The sequence below is a fragment of the Janthinobacterium sp. GW458P genome (assembly GCF_002127585.1).
Lineage (GTDB): Bacteria > Pseudomonadota > Gammaproteobacteria > Burkholderiales > Burkholderiaceae_D > Janthinobacterium.
This window is the reverse complement of sequence record NZ_NEGZ01000033.1, coordinates 41,135-60,442: the sequence shown is the minus strand read 5'-3', so window position 1 is coordinate 60,442 and position 19,308 is coordinate 41,135. Positions and strand designations below refer to the sequence as shown.

At 59.9% G+C, this 19,308-nt stretch carries 9 protein-coding genes and 1 pseudogene; 8 read left to right on the top strand and 2 right to left on the bottom strand.

Going from position 1 to position 19,308, the window contains the following annotated elements; translation table 11 throughout:
• From CBW50_RS18140 to CBW50_RS18115, 6 genes and pseudogenes are all read left to right on the top strand, one after another.
• Window positions 1-290: pseudogene (locus CBW50_RS18140) on the top strand (DUF4124 domain-containing protein); the annotation flags it as partial.
• 5 nt (window positions 291-295) lie between these two features.
• Window positions 296-1,384, top strand: coding sequence for a nitrogen regulation protein NR(II) (gene glnL, locus CBW50_RS18135; protein WP_086146849.1), 1,089 nt, complete (start codon window positions 296-298; stop codon window positions 1,382-1,384).
• A gap of 49 nt (window positions 1,385-1,433) precedes the next feature.
• On the top strand, window positions 1,434-2,924 hold the full coding sequence (ntrC, locus tag CBW50_RS18130) for a nitrogen regulation protein NR(I) (protein WP_086146848.1): 1,491 nt from the start codon (window positions 1,434-1,436) through the stop codon (window positions 2,922-2,924).
• 156 nt (window positions 2,925-3,080) lie between these two features.
• Complete coding sequence (gene corA / locus CBW50_RS18125) at window positions 3,081-4,046, top strand: magnesium/cobalt transporter CorA (RefSeq protein WP_086146847.1); 966 nt, start codon at window positions 3,081-3,083, stop codon at window positions 4,044-4,046.
• 133 nt (window positions 4,047-4,179) lie between these two features.
• Complete coding sequence (locus CBW50_RS18120) at window positions 4,180-5,547, top strand: GAF domain-containing sensor histidine kinase (protein WP_086146846.1); 1,368 nt, start codon at window positions 4,180-4,182, stop codon at window positions 5,545-5,547.
• A 295-nt stretch (window positions 5,548-5,842) separates the two neighbouring features.
• Entirely contained in the window at window positions 5,843-8,650 is a 2,808-nt protein-coding gene (locus CBW50_RS18115) for a TonB-dependent siderophore receptor (protein ID WP_226936062.1), read from the top strand.
• Window positions 8,651-8,738: 88 nt separating this feature from the next.
• Here the strand turns inward: CBW50_RS18115 and CBW50_RS18110 are convergent, their stop codons facing one another.
• Window positions 8,739-10,370: an NAD(P)/FAD-dependent oxidoreductase gene (locus CBW50_RS18110; RefSeq protein WP_086146845.1), complete on the bottom strand. Its 1,632-nt coding sequence runs from the start codon at window positions 10,368-10,370 to the stop codon at window positions 8,739-8,741.
• Between the two features lie 1,100 nt (window positions 10,371-11,470).
• On the opposite strand from CBW50_RS18110, the gene CBW50_RS18105 reads away from it, so the two are divergent.
• The gene (locus CBW50_RS18105; RefSeq protein WP_157792381.1) at window positions 11,471-14,476 is read left to right on the top strand and encodes a TonB-dependent receptor; all 3,006 of its coding nucleotides are present in this window, start codon (window positions 11,471-11,473) and stop codon (window positions 14,474-14,476) included.
• A 963-nt stretch (window positions 14,477-15,439) separates the two neighbouring features.
• Complete coding sequence (locus tag CBW50_RS18100; protein ID WP_172404804.1) at window positions 15,440-18,115, top strand: TonB-dependent receptor; 2,676 nt, start codon at window positions 15,440-15,442, stop codon at window positions 18,113-18,115.
• A 119-nt stretch (window positions 18,116-18,234) separates the two neighbouring features.
• On the opposite strand, the gene CBW50_RS18095 is transcribed toward CBW50_RS18100, so the two are convergent.
• The gene (locus CBW50_RS18095) at window positions 18,235-18,960 is read right to left on the bottom strand and encodes a 16S rRNA (uracil(1498)-N(3))-methyltransferase (protein ID WP_086146842.1); all 726 of its coding nucleotides are present in this window, start codon (window positions 18,958-18,960) and stop codon (window positions 18,235-18,237) included.
• Window positions 18,961-19,308: the final 348 nt, after the last annotated feature.

Genomic DNA, 19,308 nt, shown 5'->3' with positions numbered 1-19,308 from the left:
AGGCGGCGGCCACGGCGGCTCCGGCCGCTGGCGCGTTTCCCAGGGTTGATGGCGCCGAGCAGCGCGCGCGCGACCTGGACCGGCGCCAGATCCTGCAGGATGAATTGCGCAGCGAAGAGCAGAAGCTGGCGGCGCAGCGCCTGGAATTCAACGAGGGCCAGCCCGAACGCCAGGGCAATGAGCGCAACTATGCGAAATATCAGGAAAGAGTGGCGCAGTTGAAGGACAACATCAGCCGCACGCAGCAAAACATTGACGCCCTGAAACGCGAGATCGCGAATATTCGGTAAAGCACATGACACTAGACAACCATTCCAGCCGCCCCGCGCACCTGGCCGGCCTTGATCTGCTCGCTTCAGCAGTCATTCTGCTCGACGGCGACGGCCGCATCGGCTATGCCAACGCGGCGGCGGAAAACCTGCTGGAAAGTTCGCTCAAAGCCCTGTCGCGGCAAAAACTGACGGCGCTGTTTTTGAACCCCGACGAGCTGGCGAGCATCTGCGCGCAGGCGCTCGAACATAAATTTTCCGACCTGCGCCAGGACCTGAGCCTGGAACGCCTGGGGCGCGAGCCGCTGCGCGTGCACAGCATCGTCAGCGCGCTCGACGCGCCGCGCGACGGCGTGCTGATCGAGCTGCGCGAAAACGTGCAGCAGCTCAAGCTGGACCGCGAGGAGCGCATCCTCGACCAGAGCCAGGTCAACAAGGAGCTGATCCGCAACCTGGCGCATGAAATCAAGAATCCGCTGGGCGGCATCCGCGGCGCGGCCCAGCTGCTGGAGCTGGAATTGCCGGCCCTGCATCTGAGCGAGCTGCGCGAATACACGCAAGTCATCATCAAGGAAGCGGACCGCCTGCAAACGCTGGTCGACCGCCTGCTGGCGCCGCACCGCCGTCCGCACATCGTGGGCGACGTGAATATCCACGAAGTGTGCGAGCGGGTGCGCAGCCTGATCCTGGCCGAATTTCCCAGCGGCTTGACCATTTCGCGCGATTACGATGCCTCGATCCCCGAGTTTCGCGGCGACAAGGAGCAATTGATACAGACCGTGCTCAATATCGCGCATAACGCGGCGCAGGCCCTGGCCGAACGCATCGAGGCAGGCGACGCGGAGCTGACGTTCAAGACGCGCGTGGCGCGCCAGGTGACCCTGGCCAAGGTCCGCTACAACCTGGCATTAGACTTGCATATCATTGACAACGGACCGGGCATCGCACCCCAGATCCGCGACCGGATTTTCTACCCGCTGGTGTCGGGCAGGGAAGGCGGCAGCGGGCTGGGACTGACCTTGGCGCAAACCTTCGTGCAACAGCACCTGGGCGTGATCGAGTGCGAAAGCCGGCCTGGATACACCGATTTCAGGATCGTTTTACCCTTGCCATAAGCGGGGGGAGTATCCCACCCATGAAATCCATTGCGGGACGCACACACTAATGAAGCCAATCTGGATAGTTGACGACGACGAATCAATCCGCTGGGTGCTGGAAAAAGCCCTGGCGCGGGAAAACCTCGCCACCAAGAGTTTTGCCAATGCGCGCGACGCCATTGCCGCACTGGAATTTGACACGCCGCAAGTGCTCGTGTCGGACATCCGCATGCCGGGCGCATCCGGCCTGGAATTGTTGCAGACGGTCAAGTCGCGCTTTCCCGGCTTGCCAGTGATCATTATTACCGCCTTTTCCGACCTCGATTCGGCCGTCGCGGCCTTCCAGGGCGGCGCCTTCGAATACCTGGCCAAGCCTTTTGATATCGACAAGGCCGTCGAGCTGATCCGTCGTGCGCTGGAAGAGAGCCTGCGCGAGACCAGCGTCGAATCGGGACCGTCGGAAACGCCGGAAATCCTTGGCCAGGCGCCGGCCATGCAGGAAGTCTTCCGCGCCATCGGCCGCCTGTCGCAATCGAATGTGACGGTCCTCATCACGGGCGAATCCGGTTCCGGCAAGGAACTCGTGGCGCGCGCGCTGCACAAGCACAGCCCGCGCGCGGCGCAGCCTTTCATTGCCCTGAACACGGCGGCGATACCCAAGGATTTGCTGGAGTCGGAACTGTTCGGCCATGAACGGGGGGCGTTTACGGGCGCGCAGACGACGCGCCGGGGCCGTTTCGAACAGGCCGAGAACGGCACTTTGTTCCTCGATGAAATCGGCGACATGCCGTTCGATTTGCAGACGCGCTTGCTGCGCGTGCTGTCCGACGGGCATTTTTATCGCGTCGGCGGCCACCAGCCCATGAAGGCGAATGTGCGCGTCATTACCGCCACGCATCAGAACCTCGAGCAGCGCGTGCGCGACGGCCTGTTCCGCGAAGACTTGTATCACCGCCTGAACGTGATCCGCCTGCGCCTGCCCAGTTTGCGGGAGCGGCGCGAGGATATCCCCATCCTGGTGCGCCACTTCCTGGTGCAAAGCGCGCGCCAGCTGGGCGTGGAAGCCAAGCGCATGAGCGAGCCGACGATGCAGTTCCTGAGCAGCCTCGATTTGCCGGGTAATGTGCGCCAGCTGGAAAACCTGTGCAACTGGATTACCGTCATGGCGCCGGGCCAGACGGTGGAAATCAAGGACTTGCCGCTGGAATTGACGCAGGGGCAGGGCGATGGCGCTGCCGCCGTCGTCTCCGGCGAGGGCGCGGCGCCCGCCGTGGCGCACGCGCAGGGCGGCCAGGTGTTCGAGGCGGCCGCGCCCGCCAACGGCGCGCCGCCGGGCTGGATCGGCCTGCTGGAATTGCAGGCGGCCGGAATGCTGGGCGCGGGGCAGCAGGAAGTCATGGCCGTGCTGGGCCGGCAATTCGAGTCGGCCCTGATCAAGACGGCGCTCAAGCATACGCATGGGCGCAAGAATGACGCGGCCGTGCGCCTGGGCATCGGCCGCAACACCATCACGCGCAAGATTTCCGAACTGGGCATCGACGGCGCCAAGGACGATTGATCGATCCTGCGGACGGGGCGGCCGCCCCGGCCGCTTTTCCTTCCGTTCCCGCGCGGCGTCTGTTGCACGCGACAAAACACAATGAAGGGGGGCAATCAGGTAAGCTGGCGCTTGCCGGATGGTTTCGTCCGGTTTTAACTTTCATTGTGGAACTGTATGCTGATTAACTGCGTGGCCTACCAGGATGGCAAAAAACTGGCCGACTTGCCGATTGACGATATCAGCGATTACGTGGAGCGGCCCGACTGCTTCGTCTGGGTCGCCCTGCTCGACGCCACGCCGGACGAGCTGAAACAGATGCAGCACGAGTTTTGCCTGCACGAACTGGCCGTCGAGGATGCGCAGCGGGGCCACCAGCGCCCGAAAATCGAGGAATATGGCGATTCCCTGTTTGCCGTCGTGAAAACCGTGGAAATGGTCGAGAACGAACTGGTGCTGGGCGAAGTCGATATTTTCGTTGGCGCCAATTACGTGCTCTCGTCGCGCAGCAACAGCTCGCAGGGTTTTCTTGGCGTGCGCGCGCGCGCCGAGCGCGAACCACACTTGCTGCGCCAGGGCTCCGCCTTTGTGCTGTACGCGCTGATGGATGCCGTCGTCGACCGTTATTTCCCCGTGCTCGACGCGCTGGAATCGGAGCTGGAACTGATCGAAGACCGCATCTTCGACCGCGGCACCGAGCGCGACAATATCGAACGCCTGTACCAGCTGAAACGCAAGGTCATGGTCTTGCGCCATGTGGTGGCGCCTCTGATGGAAGCGGTGGGCAAGCTGCACGGCGGCCGGGTGCCGCCCCTGTGCCACGATACCCAGGAGTATTTCCGCGACGTGCACGACCATTTGGCGCGCATCAACGGCACGCTCGACACCATCCGCGACACCATCAGCACGGCCATCCAGGTGAATCTGTCGATGGTGGCCATCGACGAGAGCGAAGTGAACAAGCAATTGGCGGCCTGGGCGGCTATCTTCGCCGTCTTCACGGCGTTTGCCGGTGTGTGGGGCATGAACTTCAAGTTCATGCCGGAACTGGACTGGCAATACGGCTATCCCGTGGCCGTGGGATTGATGAGTTGCGTCTGCGGCTACATGTATTACCTGTTCAAGCGCTCGGGCTGGCTATAAAAATTTCCACAGATCTGTATTATTAAACAATAGCCAGGGGTACAATCGCGGCAAGTCCGTTGACACGGGCTTTTGCTGAGGATCGCCGCGCCGGCAGCCGTGCCTGCGCTTTCCGTGCTGCGCAGGAGCATTCATGAGTATTCCGTTGTTTGATGTGAATTCGCAAGAACCCCTGTTCGATCCCGAGCAGCGGCGTACGCTGGCGGAAGCGGCCCTGCGCTCGATTACCGCCTCGACGGCGCGCGCCCGCGGCGACGACTTCCTGCGCATCCTCGTCAAGGACCTGGCCGAAGCGCTCGACGTCAAATACGTGATCGCCGGACGCCTGATCAGCATGGACGACGGCAGCGAAGGCATCCGCACCCTGGCCCTGTGGGGCGGCGACAGCTACCAGCCCAACATCGAATACAGCCTGCAGCACACGCCTTGCCAGGATGTGACGTGCCAGAGCATGTGTTTTCATGGCAGTGATATCCAGCGTCGCTTTCCATTCGATACCCTCCTCGTCGACATGCACGCGGAAAGCTATGTCGGCATGCCGCTGATCGATACCGAAGGCCGCACCCTGGGCATCCTGTCGGCCATCGACACGCGTCCCATCGACGAAAACAAGCGTTTGCTGGCCTTGCTGCTGCTGTCGATCTTCTCGGCCCGCAGCGCGGCCGAGCTGCAGCACCAGGAACGCACGCAGCAACTGGAAGAAATCGTGCGCGTGCGCACCGAGTCGCTGCTGGCGGCGCAGGCCAACCTGATCGAGCAGGAGCAGATGGCGGCGCTCGGCTCGCTGGTGGCCGGCGTGTCGCATGAGGTCAATACGCCCATCGGCGTGGCCCTGACTGCGGCGTCGAGCATGGGCAGCTATGCCGACCAGCTGGTGCACCTGCTGGGCGGCGCCAAGGTCAGCCGCACCGAACTGGTCGACATTGCCGAGGCGCTCAAGGGCGCGGCGGCCTTGATCGAGCGCAACCTGGCGCGTGCCGCCGACCTGATCGGCAATTTCAAGCAGCTGGCCGTCGACCAGGTCAGCGAATACGTGGCCGACCTGGCGCTGCATGACTATGTGCACGGCCTGGTGTCGGCGCACAGCCCGGAACTGCGCAAGGCGGCGCTGGGCGTGGAGCTCGACATCGCGCCCGATTGCCAGGTGCGCCTGGCGGCCGGCAAGCTGTCGCAAATCCTCTCGAACCTCTTGATGAACAGTGCGCGCCACGGCTATCCGCATGGCGGGCCGGGGCGCATCACGATACGCGCGCGCATCGAGGCGGCCGATGCGGGGGCGCCATGGCTGCTGCTGGAGTTTTCCGACGACGGCGTCGGCCTGGCGCCCGCCGTGCGCGAGCATATGTTTGAACCGTTTTTTACCACCAAGCGGGGCCAGGGCGGCTCCGGCCTGGGCATGCATATCGTCTACACCATCGTGCAGCAACTGGGCGGCCAGGTCAGCGCCATCGATGCCACGCCCGGCTGCCACATTCATATCCGCTTGCCGCTGACACACTGACGGCGCCGTCTTCGGCGGAGTGCGTTCTCCCGGGCGCTCTTTTTATTTTCACAACGTTGTATGTACACCATACACATCGTGAGTTCTGTTGACATCAAGAATGTCCCCGTGATTCTATGTAGTTGTCTAGCTAACTTTCAGTTGGCTGGCATCCGTCTTTTTGCCATGCAAGCATCGCAGCGCCATTTCTGGACGTCCAACCTTAGAACCTGCAGTGCAATACCTTGAAATGAACGATTGAAGTCCGGATAGTCGATCCGTAACTTAATAAAAGTACAATTGAAAAGGGTTTACCATGCTTAAAGAAACCGTCATCTCCCGTGCCGTTCGCATTGTCTGCGCCGGCGGCATGGTAGCGGCCTTGTCCGTCGCTTCGCAGTCCGCAGTGGCACAAGATGCGCCGATACAGCGCGTGGAAGTGACCGGCTCGTCGATCAAGCGCATCGCCGCCGAAGGCGCCTTGCCTGTCACCGTGCTGACCGCCGAAGCCATCCGCACGTCGGGCGCGACCTCGGTCACCGACCTGGTCAAAAAACTGTCTTCCGCCCAGGGGGCCACGACGGAAAGCTCTTCAGTAGGTGGCAGCACCTTTGGTTTTTCCGGTATTTCCGTGCACAACGTGGGTGAGACGCGCACTTTGGTCTTGCTGAACGGTAAGCGCCTGGCCCAGTTCGGCGGCCAGACGCTGACAGGTTTTGCGGCCGGCTTCGATTTGAATTCCATTCCCATCTCGGCCATCGAGCGTGTGGAGCTGCTGACCGACGGCGCCTCCGCCCTGTACGGCGCCGACGCCATCGCCGGCGTGGTCAACTTCATCACCAAGCATGATACGACGATGGGCGATGTGAGCATCGGCTATTCCGCGCCGAAAAATGGTGCACGCGAGAAACGTCTCAGCGCCACCAAGGGCTTCGGCAACCTGGACGACGATGGCTACAACGTGGTGCTGACCTTTGGCCACGACGAGCGCGACAAGCTGACTTCGGTTGACCGCAAATTCGCCAGCACGGGCCAGGTACAGTTCTCGGCCAATGGCAAGCGCTATCAGAAACAGCAGTTTTCCGTCAGCCCGATTCCCGCCAATGCCATCGATGACAATGGCCAACTGATCAGTCCATATCAAAAAACCACTGGCTCCTGTCCCGCCAAGACTTTCCGCGTGCTGGAACCGTATGAAGATCTGGACGGCACCCCGCGCTTGAATGATTACTGCGGTTATGATTTCGTCAAGGACCTGGAAATCTATCCGGAACGCAAGCGCGACAATTTCATGGCGTCGGGCACCTTCAAGATCGCCGGCCACGAGGTGTATGCCGATGTGCTCCTGTCGCGCACCAAGCAAACGTCGCGTATCGCCCCCGTGCCGGGCGAGATCGCCATTGACGCGGGGACGCCGCTGCACGACAAGTATTTGTTGCCAATCGGTATTACTGGCGGCAGCCTGGCGGCCTATCGTCTGTTCGACATGGGCCAGCGCACCTCGAAGGATACGGCGGACTTCGCCAGCGTGGTGGTAGGCACGCGCGGCGTGGCTGCCGGCTGGGATTACAACGCATCCTATAACTTCTCGGAAAGCCGTGTAAAAGGCAGTATTTCCGGTTATCCTGGCGCGATTGCCGTCAGCAACCTCACCGCGAGCGGTTTGCTCGACCCCTTCGTCGGACCAGGCAAGCAGTCCACCGCGGCGCAGGACGCCATCAAGGCGGCCACCTTTACCGGCTATTGGGACGGCGGCACCTCGCGCCTGCAAACCATCAACCTGAACGGTTCGACGGAACTGCGGCGCCTGGCGGGCGGTGCGATGATGCTGGGCGTGGGCGCCAACATCAACCGCGAGGAATTTTCTTCGAAACCGAGCCCGTTTGCGCAAGGCATCCTGGCCGACCCCGTGAAGGGTACCTTGTGCGGCGGCACGACCGGCTTGGAGTGCGACCAGCGTTTCGGTGATGCGGCCAGCAGCAAGCCGTACAGCGCCAGCCGCACCTCGAAGGGCATCTTTGGCGAAGTCATCGCGCCCGTGCTGAAAGAGCTGGAACTGGGCGCGGCCCTGCGTTTCGACGAGTTCTCGGACTTTGGCGGCGCCACCACGGCCAAGGCCAGCTTCAAGTGGACGCCAGCCCCCACCTTGCTGATCCGCGGTTCCGTCGGCAATGGCTTCCATGCGCCAACGGTACCGCAAGTCAATGCCCTGCAGCGCGGCTATGGCGTCACCAGCGACAAGTACACCTGTACGCCGGCCCTGCAAGCCATCGCCACGCGCCTCAACGCGCAATGCCAGCCAGGCAACCACCAGTACGACCAGCTGGCAGGCGGTAATCGCAATTTGCAGCCTGAAAAGTCGAAACAGGCAACCATAGGCTTCCGCTACGAGCCGATCAGCGCCATTACCCTGGGCGCCGACCTGTGGCATGTGCAAATCCGCGATTCTTTCGGCCAGCTGACCGAGCAGCTGGTGTTCGCCAATCCCGCCGCCTATCCGAAAGCGTGGAGCGTCAACACGGACGTGGGCACGGGCAAGACCTATCTGGCCTTCCTGGCCGACAACCAGAACCTGGGCAAGTCGTTCGCCACCGGTGTCGATATCGACGTCAGCGCCCGTTACCGCTCGGGTATCGGCCTGTTCACCTCGCAGCTGAACGCGACGCAGATGCTGCGCGAAGATATCCAGCTGGAACGCAACGGCAACTATTATTCGGCGCTGGGTAACTTCGCCGAGCTCGGTACCGTTACCTTCCGCACGCGCGGCCAGTGGACGAATACTCTGAAAACGGGCAACTGGGCCAATTCGCTGACGGTCAACTTCGTGTCCGGCTACAAGGACCAGAAAACGACGGTCGATGTGCTCGACTCCTCCGGCGCCGTGACGGGCCAGGAAGATATCCGCATGCGTGTCGGCTTCTATTCGACGCTCGACTGGCAAACGGTGTGGACGCCGAGCAAGAGCTGGGTGCTTACCGCAGGCGTGCTGAACCTGACCGACAAGAGCCCTCCATTCGTGCCATCGACGTCCGGCGCCAACCGTGGCCAGCAATTCGGGTATGACGACCGCTACTATGATCCGCGCGGCCGTACGGGTTATCTGAACGCCTCGTACAAGTTTTAAACGGGAAATATGGCTGCGTCTTGCGCAGCCGCAAAAAAACCGGCACGCTGTGCCGGTTTTTTTATGTGCCGGCGCGGCGCCTGGCTGCTTAGCCGCGCGCCGCCATCGACAGGGCAACCGCTTCGGCCACCTTGATGCCGTCAACGGCCGCCGACAGGATGCCGCCCGCATAGCCGGCCCCTTCGCCGGCGGGGAACAGGCCCCGCGTGTTCAGGCTTTGCAGGTCGTCGTCGCGGCGCTTGATGCGGATCGGCGACGAGGTGCGCGTTTCCACGCCCGTCAGCACGGCGTCGGCCTTGTAATAGCCCTTGATCTGCTTGTTGAACGCAGGAAACGCCTCCCGCAGCGCCGTGATTGCGTACTCAGGCAGGGACGGCGCCAGGTCCGTCAGATGCACGGCAGGCTTGTAGGATGGAATCACGCTGCCGAACTCGGTCGAGGCGCGGCCCGCGACGAAATCGCCGACCAATTGCCCTGGAGCATCATAGTTGCCGCCGCCCAGGGCGAAGGCGCGTTCTTCCAGTTCGCGCTGCAGCGCGATGCCGGCCAGCGGGTCGCCCGGGTAGTCGGCCGGCGTGATGCCGACAACGATGGCGCTGTTGGCGTTGCGCTCGTTGCGCGAGTACTGGCTCATGCCGTTCGTCACCAGGCGGCCCGGTTCGGAGGCGGCCGCCACCACGGTGCCGCCCGGGCACATGCAGAAGCTGTAGACGGATCGGCCATTGCTGGCGTGGTGCACGAGCTTGTAGTCGGCCGCACCCAGAATCGGGTGGCCGGCGCTGGGGCCGAAGCGGCAGCTGTCGATCAGCGATTGTGGATGTTCCACGCGGAAACCGATCGAGAACGGTTTCGCTTCGATGTACACGCCGCGCTTGTGCAGCATTTCAAAGGTGTCGCGCGCGCTGTGGCCGATGGCCAGCACGACGTGGTTGCTGGCGATGGTTTCGCCATTGGCCAGCACCACGCCGCGCACCTGGCCGCCGTCCGGGCCGGGCGCGATGTCGAGATCGACCACTTTGCTCTCGAAGCGGTATTCGCCGCCCAGCTGCTCGATATTGGCGCGCATTTCTTCCACCATCTTGACGAGGCGGAAGGTGCCGATGTGGGGCTTGCTCACGTACATGATTTCTTCCGGCGCGCCGGCCTTGACGAATTCCGTCAGCACCTTGCGGCCGTAGTGTTTCGGGTCCTTGATCTGGCTGTACAGTTTGCCGTCCGAAAAGGTGCCGGCGCCGCCTTCGCCGAACTGGACGTTCGATTCCGGGTTCAGTTCGCGCTTGCGCCAGAAACCGAAGGTGTCGACCGTGCGTTCGCGCACCTGCTTGCCGCGCTCCAGGATGAGGGGGCGCAAGCCCATCTGCGCCAGGATCAATGCCACGAACAGGCCGCAGGGCCCCGTGCCGATGACGATGGGGCGCGGCTCACTGGTGTGGCCGGCCAGCTGTTCGCCGCCGGCGACGAATTTGTACTCGGTATCGGGCGCGGGCATCAGGTGCACATCGTGCCGCAGGCGCGCCAGCACGGCCGCTTCGTTCTTTACTTCAACATGCAGCGAGTAAATCAACACCACGGCGCTGCGCTTGCGCGCGTCATAGCTGCGCTTGAAGACGGTAAAGCCGAGCAGGTCGGCAGCAGCGATGCCGAGGCGCGCCAGGATGGCGGCGGGCAGGGCCGCTTCGTCGTGTTCGAGGGGGAGTTTTACTTCGTTGAGTCGCAACATGGTGTGTATTTTTTAAAAATTGCCGGGCTCCGTATCTAGCGGAGAGTGTGTCGTGCCGCGTGAGGGCATCAGGCCGCTATTTTACCTCCACATGGCTCACCGTATCGCTTGCCTGAGCGGTCTTCGGGATGCAAGCGGCGGCAAGGCCGCCTGGCGAACCTTCTCGCCACCGCGCCACGGTGGCGGCGCAGAGGCGCTTTCCTGCCGCCCCATAGTGGTGCACATCGGCGCGCTGCTGGTGCGTTTGCCTGTCCATGTAGGGGCGCGCCAATCCGGGCCTCATTTTTCAGGCGAATTTGTGTTGCTTTTTTGTTGTGGTCACCTGATTTTGTTGACGCCTTGCCATTGCGTGTGATTTGATAGCATTTTGCTTCTTGCAGATGCAATTGTGTATCTTTCTCCCGCATCCATTTTGGGAAGTGAGCAGCGTTGTCTTTTGTCACCTGTGAATGTCTCAATGGAGGAAGGGGTTTTGTTTTTACTCATGTCGAGGATTTTATTTTAATAAGACCGCATTTCTGAAATGAAGTGCTGTTAATCTGTTGCGCAGTAGCTTTGCCATATATGTTGCCTCTCATGGAGAAATAGTTTTTCTTGTCTGTCATTTATTTTCCGGCTCTTCCTGTTAATCGTTCTCAAGACGCTATTCCCATCCGGTATTTTTTGCTTTCATTGGCCTGAAGCCAGCGTTTGCAGCTATTTCAAGCAATGTCCTTGTCGCCCGCGAATGTTTTTATTTAGCCGGGGCGGGATTTTTTGCGCCTGTTTGTTTGTTTAATTGAAGTGTTGCGTCAACATAACAGTTTCTCTAATTTTATTGACCAGCCCGATTCAATATGTTCCGATGTGCCATTCTGTTTTATTTTGCGTATGCAAAATGGAGACCGAGAGGATGTCTTGTGTGGTGGGATAGCAAGGCGATGAGAGTAGAAAGCGTTTAAAAACGCATAAGCGTGAGTGAAAAACTCCTTTACCAAAGCAGTAATACTGCGCTCATATAAATAATAGGGAATGACATGTTGAGAAAAACTGTAATAGCACGCGCATTAACGATAGCGTTCAGCGCATCGGTATTGAGCGTTGCGATTGTTCCAGCGGTAATGGCACAGTCGAACGCCACCGGCAACATCATCGGCAAGATTGCGCCTGATGCCAGTGCCTCGGTGTCGATCGTCGGTGCAGACAATGGTCTGAAACGGACTATTTCACCGGATGCAAGCGGCGCTTTCCGTATCACCTCGCTGCCGGTCGGCAACTACAAAGTGACTCTGATGAAGGGTTCTTCCGTCGTCAGCACGCAGGACGTGGAAGTGCGCATCGGCCAGGAAAGCGAAGTGGCGCTGCAGCAGGTGCAAACCGTGAACGTGACGAGCCGCCGCCGCGCGATCGATGTCACCAGTTCCAACTCCGGTTCTTCCTTCAATTCGCGCGAGCTGGCTACCCTGCCACTGGCGCCTACGGTTGCCAACATCGTGCAATTGGCAGGCGGCACCACGCGCGCTGACTCGCGCTACGGCAACAACGCCGCCAGCTTCGGCGGCTCGAGCGCGTCGGAAAATGCGGCGTATATCAACGGTTTCCCTGTCACCAACAGCCTGTACCAGGTTGGCTACTCTTCCTTGCCTTTCGGCTCGATTGCTGAAGCGCAAATCATCACCGGCGGCTACGGCGCCGAATTCGGTCGCTCGACGGGCGGCGTGGTCAATATCACCACCAAGAGCGGCACGAATAACTGGGAGTTCGGCGCCGGCTTTACCTATGCGCCTGATTCGCTGCGCGGCAAGGCCAAGAACATCATGTTCCCGAACACGGGCGCCAATAAGACGGACGGCACGATCTTCAACTACCGTGAAGGCGACAAGCTGACCGAGAAAGTCTACAACGCCTATGTCAGCGGCCCGCTGATCAAGGACAAGCTGTTCATCTATCTGGGTGGCGAATTTACCAAGATGGACCGCGAAACGGCGCGCCTGGGATCGAGCAGCACGGTGAACAAGCAGACCGGCTGGCTGGTACAGAAATCCGACGTGCCGCGTTATATCGCCAAGATCGACTGGAATATCACCGACAACAACCGCCTCGAATACACGCACATCTCGGACGAGTCGAATGTCGACGATCAGTACTACAGCTTTGACTATGCCACCAAGCAGCGTGGCTATGTGCAGCAGGGCGGCGCCAAATTCAAGAACTATTCGGCGGGCGTGCTGTTCCTCAACGCCACTGGCGCCGCGCTGGCGGCAGCCCAGGGTTCCAACATCGATATCCTCAAGCTGACCAGCTATGTGAACGATGATCTGACCGTGCAGGCCCTGGTTGGACAGGCGAAGACCCAGCGCGAGCAGAACCCGTTCGGCTACATTCCCGGCTTGCGCCCAATCGTTGCCATTGAAGAAAACCGGGCGCCAGGCGTGAATTATTCGCCTAGCCAGGTGCAGGGCTTCAGCTCGGCGCTGCTGCGCGACGGCGCGCAAGACACCAACCGCGGCTATCGCCTGGACCTGGAATACAAACTGGCCAAGCAGCATACGATACGCGGCGGTCTTGACCATAACAAGATCAATGCCCTGAACGGCACGGAAGCGGCCGGCGGCGGTACCTGGACCTATCTGAGAATCGACAAGGCGGCCAGCCCCAATACCGTCATGGCAGGACATAATATTTCCCCTGCGGCCGGCGGCGGTTACGGTACGCAAGGTTACTACGTGCGTGAAAACCTGCAACGCGGCGGTTCGACCCCGTCCGTCGTGCAATCGGCGCAGTACATCGAGGACCGTTACCAAGCCACCGAAAACCTGGTCGTGACCCTGGGCTTGCGCAATGAATCGTTCAAGAACATGAACGGCATCGGCGAAACCTTCGTGGAGCAGAAAAACATGCTGGCGCCGCGCTTGAATGCGGCCTGGAATGTGTATGGCGACGGTTCCCTGAAAGTCTTTGGTACGGCTGGCCGCTACTTCATGCAATTGCCGGCCAATATGGCCGTGCGTTTTGCCGGCGCTTCGCTCAATACGGACCGCTTCTATACCTATACCGGCGTTGATCCGACCACCGGTGCACCGCTGGGTTTGAGCCCGATCAGCAATGTGCTTTCGGCGAATAATGAATTTGGCCAGGAAAAACGCGCCAATGAACTGGCTTCGACCAACTTGAAGGCCCACTTCCAGGATGAGATCAACCTGGGCTTCGAGAAGGCGCTGACGCCTGATTTCAACGGCGGCGTCAAGTTCACGTATCGCAAGCTGAAAAACACGATCGATGACTACTCGGATCCGCGCGCCATTTCCGCCAAGCTGACGGGCGCTGAAAAAGCCTACTTCGATGATCATGGCTGGAACGGCGCCCTGTTCAATCCAGGCAAGGACAATACCTTCATGATCCCGGTGGGACCGAACGGCGCGCAGCGCGCGGTGACGATTACGGCTGCCGATGCCGGTTTCCCGGAGCAAGCCAAGCGTACCTATACGTCGCTGGAATTCATGCTGGAACATCCGATGCGCAATGGCTGGTATGGCAAGATGAACTACACCTGGTCGCGCAGCGAAGGCAATCAGGAAGGCCAGACCAAGTCGGATAACGGCCAGGCCGACGTGGGCTTCAGCTCGAGCTGGGACTTCCCGGAAACGATGATCAACGGCAGTGGCTTGTTGCCGAACAACCGTACGCATCAGTTGAAAACCTACGGCTACTACGAGTTCACGAGCCAGTTTGGCGTTGGCGGCAACTTGCTGGTGGCGACGGGCCGTCCGATGTCGCGTACCTGCAATATCCCGGCGGCAATGGATAACCAGGGCCTGAGTTTGTTCCAATACGGCTCGATCTTCTTCCTGTGCCCAACCGGTCCGAACGGCCGTGGCGCTTACGGCACCTTGCCTACGGAAATGCGCCTGGACTTGAACTTCATCTACAAGCCAGAGCAGATCAAGGGCATCGTGTTTAAAGTCGACGTACTCAATGCCACCAACCGTCAGGTGGCGCAATCGATCGATGAAGCCTACAACACGACTGCCGCTGGCACCGTTGTCAGCCCAACCGCCGGCATGATCAATTCCTACTCGAGCCCCCGTACCGTGCGCTTGTCGGCCCAGTACAGCCACAAGTTCTGATGTGACTCTGCCTTCGCCGGTTGACGATAGTCAACTGGCGGAAGCTGGAATGCACAGACCGGCCAGTCCATGCCGGTCTGGTGCCCCGCAAGCTGCATAGCTTGCGGGGCATTTTTTTTGGGTTATGTCAGCGCCAGCAGTGGGAGCGCTCTCAGCGTTGCTTTCAATTATGTTCTGGAGCACGGATGCGCCCGGCGCCGGGTATCCGGCGCCGCCATGCAGATGCCCCTGTTGCAAAGCTGAAGCGATGTTGCACCCAGTCAATAATCTTCTTGCCGGTCCGCGCTGACTGGCAAGGCCGGGGAGCTTGCGGCAGGCGGGCGATTTAACAATTCACTTTCCAGATACGGATCTTTTGACGGAAAATCTGGCGCGAACAGCATTTCATTTTGATAGTCTCTCCTTTATCCGGCAAAAATCTTGTTCTACATCAATGCGCTATTTTTTTACATTTTTTGGCGCGGCGGCGCAGCGGCGGCGCGGCGCCGCCGCACCACGTCCGCACCATGTCTTTTTGCGCTTCTCATAGGGGAAATAGGCGATGGGGCTGCCGCAACTGGTCGCCGGCGAGCTGCCGTGGCAGTGCGCGTGAATCGAGGCGGGATAGGGTAAAACGTTATAAAAATACAAAAATGTTTCCGAATTGTAATGTCAAAAAACAACAAAAAGGAAAAAACCCACAGTTTTTTCGTTAATGCATTAAGGAATGGGCCATGTTAATTGACAATGTTTCTCTTGTTACAGATACTTACTTGTGTCAAAAATTTTGATGCATAAAGTGCCACGTGAGTCACTGTGATCCAGTCGCTTGGTGTTCATTAAAAAAATTACAAGTTGAGATTGCTAAACATGATGCAGAGTAAACCAAAATTAAGCCCTATCAGTAAGGCGGTGTTTTTTGCTTTGAGCGCCATTGCTGCCTCCGCCCACGCACAAAACACGGTAGCTGCCGCAGAGCCGGTCATGCAACGTGTGGAAGTGACTGGTTCGAACATCAAGCGCATGGATACCGAGACTGCCTCGCCAGTGACCGTATTGCGCCGTGATGAAATCAAGGCGACTGGCGCCAATACCGTGCGCCAGATTCTCGATACGCTGACCTCGTTCGACACGAGCGCGATCAAGGATGACGGCAATACCAACAGCTTTGCCCGTGGCGCGTCCGGCGCATCGATGCGTGGCCTGGGAACGGGCGCGACCCTGGTGTTGCTGAACGGCCGCCGTATTTCCAACTATGCGTTCGCCGACGGCGGCAAGGATACCTTTGTCAACGTTGACTCGATTCCCGCCGACGTGATCGACCGCGTCGAAGTGCTCAAGGACGGCGCCTCCGCCATTTACGGTTCCGATGCACTGGCCGGCGTTATCAATATTATTACCCGCAAGAGCTATCAAGGCGTGAGCGTCAGCGCCAATTACCAGCAAGGCATCGATCCGAACATTGGCAAACAGCAAACTGTTGGCTTGCTGGCCGGCTATGGCGACCTGGAAAAGGACCGCTACAACGTCTTCTTCAACGTCGAAGGCTACAAGCGCCAGGGTTACAATCTGCGTGACGTCCTCAATGAATATCCGGCTTGGCACAAGCAGATTTCCAATACAGCGTTTGGCGATCCAAGCCTGACCTCCTTCCCTGGCAATCTGAACGAATCGACCAAGGGCATCCGCCAGGCCGTGAAGGGTTGTACCACGCTCAACGCCACTGGCTTGTGCGCCAGCGATCTGAATGGCATCAACCAGCAGTCCGATCCTTCCGAACGTCTCAATCTGTACAGCGCGCTGCATTTCAAGCTGAACGAGACCACGCGTGGCTACGCCGAAGTGTCGTATTCGCAAACCCGCACCGATTACCATCCATTGCCGTTCGGTATGGCCGCAGGTTCGCCGTGGAGCTGGTTCGACGGCAATGCCAAGAAATCGCAGACGGTGCAAAAACCCAAGCTGCCGGCCAATTCCGCCTACAATCCGTATAACTTCCCGGTTGGCATTGACTACCGCTTCATGGATGACAACCTGGACTGGTCCGCGCCATCGAAAGCGAGCCAGTACCGCGTCATGGCGGGCCTGGAAGGGACGGTCGGCACCTATGACTGGGAAGCCACGGTCGGCCGCACCGGCGGCGACGGCAAATCGCGCAACCGCGGCGCACACCGCGACCGCATGCCAGCGGCTATCGTCAGCGGCGAATACAAGCTCGGTGGCGGCAACAGCGACGCGCTGTTGGCAAGCATGTTCCCGGAGGTCGGCACGGATGCCGACCTGTCGACCAATTTCATCGATGCAAAATTGAGCGGCGAAATCATGCAACTGCCAGGCGGCCCCATGGGTTTCGCATTCGGTGCTGAGTTGCGCCAGGAAAAAATGTCCATCAAGTCGCTTGACAATGTGATGAACGCGGAAATCATCGGTCTTGGTTCGCTGTGGATCGATGGTCAGCGCAACCTGAGCGCCGCGTTCATGGAAGTGAACGCGCCAGTGCTGAAAGGCCTGGAGCTGAACGGTGCCTTGCGCATGGATAAGGCGCCGAATTTCTCGGCCCACGTCTCGCCTAAACTGGGCGCGCGCTGGACGATCACACCTAAGTTATTGCTGCGCGGTACTATCGCTGGTGGTTTCCGTGCCCCGAACATTCCAGAGACGCTGGGTAAAGTGGGCCTGACCGGTTTCTACAACCGTCAGATCGATCCGAAGCGTTGTGCCACGGCTACCGCGCTGCGCGATGTCTTGAAAACCGGCAATGCCACTGACAAGCTCGATGCGGCAACGGCCTATAACGCTGGCTGCTCGGTATCGATCCCTGTCATGATTTCCTCGAACCCGGACCTGAAGCCGGAAACCTCGCGCAGCCTGACCTTGGGTTTCGTGGCCGAACCGATCAAGAACTTGAGCGTGGCTGTCGATTACTTCAAGATCGAACGCAAGGATGAAATCAGCACGCGCGATGTATCGTATGTGCTCGAACGCGAAGGCGCTGCGGGCTATGCGGACAAGATGGTGCGCAACAGCATCAGCGACGCCGATCGCCGCTTTAGCACCCGCGCCAAGCAACTGGCCCCTGGCGCCACCGGCCTGGACTGGACCGCAGGTTCGCTGCAATCCATGCTGATGAGCTATGAAAACTTCGGCAAGACCGATTCGCAAGGCGTCGATATCGACGTCAACGGCCGTGTTTCGGCTGGCGAGTACGGTACTGTCAGCCTGGGCCTGGCTACGACTGTTGCGTTGAAACTGCGTTCCTGGGATATCGATGCCAATAAATACCGTCCTAACCAGGTTGGCAAGCTGGGCAACCCGCGCGTGGTGTCGGTACTGAGTGCCGCATGGCGCAAGGGTCCGTTGACTGCCGGCGTGCGCGTGAACTATATCTCGAAGCAGGAACTGATCAAGAACGAGACCGCCACCGAAGCCACAAGCTGGGGCGAGGCTGGTTGCCGTGCCGCACTCAAGGGTGCCGATCTGCCATGCGAGGTGGCCAGCGATGTACGTACGGATCTGAACTTTGCATACACGGGCTTCAAAAACCTGCGTTTGCTGGCGAATATCAACAACGTCTTCGATCAGCCGCGTCCTATCAACGTGCGTGACGGCTACGCCATGCGTCCACGTACCCTGAAACTGGGTGCCGAGTACACGTTCTAATAGGAAAGAGCAGGGCGGCGCCGGAACGGGCCGCCTGATGACTTGCTTGCGCGTAGCTGCTACGCGCAAGCTCTGGCGCAGTGCGGGTAACCGCCCTGCGCTTTTTTATTGTGTGCGTATTACATCCCGCCCCACAGGGCAGCCAGCGTGGCCAGCGCCGTCAGGCCCGCCGTTTCCGTGCGCAGGATGCGCGGCCCCATGGACAGGCCGATGGCGCCGGCGGCCAGGGCCGCTTTTTCTTCCGCCTCCGAAAATCCGCCTTCCGGCCCCACCATCACGGTGATCGCCTGCGGCGGCTGGTGACGCGCCCAGTCGGCCAGCGACTGCTCCGCGCGCGGCGTCAAAATGATGCGCTTATGTAAATCCTGTTGTTTGCTCCAGCTATTAAACTCTTGCAACGGCGCCAGCTGCGCCAGGCGGTTGCGCCCGCATTGTTCCGAGGCGGACACGATGATCGCTTGCCAATGGGCCAGTTTCTTCTCCGCCCGCTCGGCGGACAGGCGCACCACGCAGCGCTGCGCCGCCAGCGGCACGATGCCGGCCGCGCCCAGCTCGATGGCTTTTTCGATGATCCAGTCCATTTTGGATGCTTCCGGCAGCGCCTGCGCCAGAGTCACGGCGTAGGGCAGTTCCGCTTCGCGCGCCGTGTGGGACTTCAGTTCGGCGCTGGCGCGTTTTTTCTCGACGTTGCACAAGACAGCCGCGTACTCGCCGCCCTCGCCGTTGAAGACGGTGATGGCCTCGCCCGGCATAAGGCGCACCACATGGACGTGGTGGGCGACGGCGTCGGGCAGAGCGATGGTGGCGCCTATGGCGAGTGGCTGGGGACAGAAAAAACGCGGCATGCAACATCCTGGCGGAGAGAATCAATGGGAGGTGTCGCGCCGCGCGCGGGTAGGGCGCGCGCGGCTGCGACTCGAGGGTGCAATTTTAGTGCCGCTGCGCGCGGCCGGGTGAAATTCTTGCCGCCGGGCCTGCGCGCGGCGCATCCGGGGCGGGAAATTGCGTGGAGATAACAAGCTGACGATAACAAGCTGACGATAACAAGCTGACTAAAAACGAAATGTTGTTTTTTGATTTCGTAAATCATTGCATTATTGACAGTGATACTTTTAGCGTGGTTTGATGACTATACAAGTTGTGTTGAACGACATCAATTGTTTCCGGCAATATCGTCCGTGATGTGATCCGGT

Bases quoted from the DNA above. Each gene is read 5' to 3' on its own strand.
- glnL (WP_086146849.1), top strand. From the start codon at position 296: ATGACACTAGACAACCATTCCAGCCGCCCCGCGCACCTGGCCGGCCTT.
- ntrC (WP_086146848.1), top strand. From the start codon at position 1,434: ATGAAGCCAATCTGGATAGTTGACGACGACGAATCAATCCGCTGGGTG.
- corA (WP_086146847.1), top strand. From the start codon at position 3,081: ATGCTGATTAACTGCGTGGCCTACCAGGATGGCAAAAAACTGGCCGAC.
- CBW50_RS18120 (WP_086146846.1), top strand. From the start codon at position 4,180: ATGAGTATTCCGTTGTTTGATGTGAATTCGCAAGAACCCCTGTTCGAT.
- CBW50_RS18115 (WP_226936062.1), top strand. From the start codon at position 5,843: ATGCTTAAAGAAACCGTCATCTCCCGTGCCGTTCGCATTGTCTGCGCC.
- CBW50_RS18110 (WP_086146845.1), bottom strand. From the start codon at position 10,370: ATGTTGCGACTCAACGAAGTAAAACTCCCCCTCGAACACGACGAAGCG.
- CBW50_RS18105 (WP_157792381.1), top strand. From the start codon at position 11,471: ATGGCACAGTCGAACGCCACCGGCAACATCATCGGCAAGATTGCGCCT.
- CBW50_RS18100 (WP_172404804.1), top strand. From the start codon at position 15,440: ATGCAACGTGTGGAAGTGACTGGTTCGAACATCAAGCGCATGGATACC.
- CBW50_RS18095 (WP_086146842.1), bottom strand. From the start codon at position 18,960: ATGCCGCGTTTTTTCTGTCCCCAGCCACTCGCCATAGGCGCCACCATC.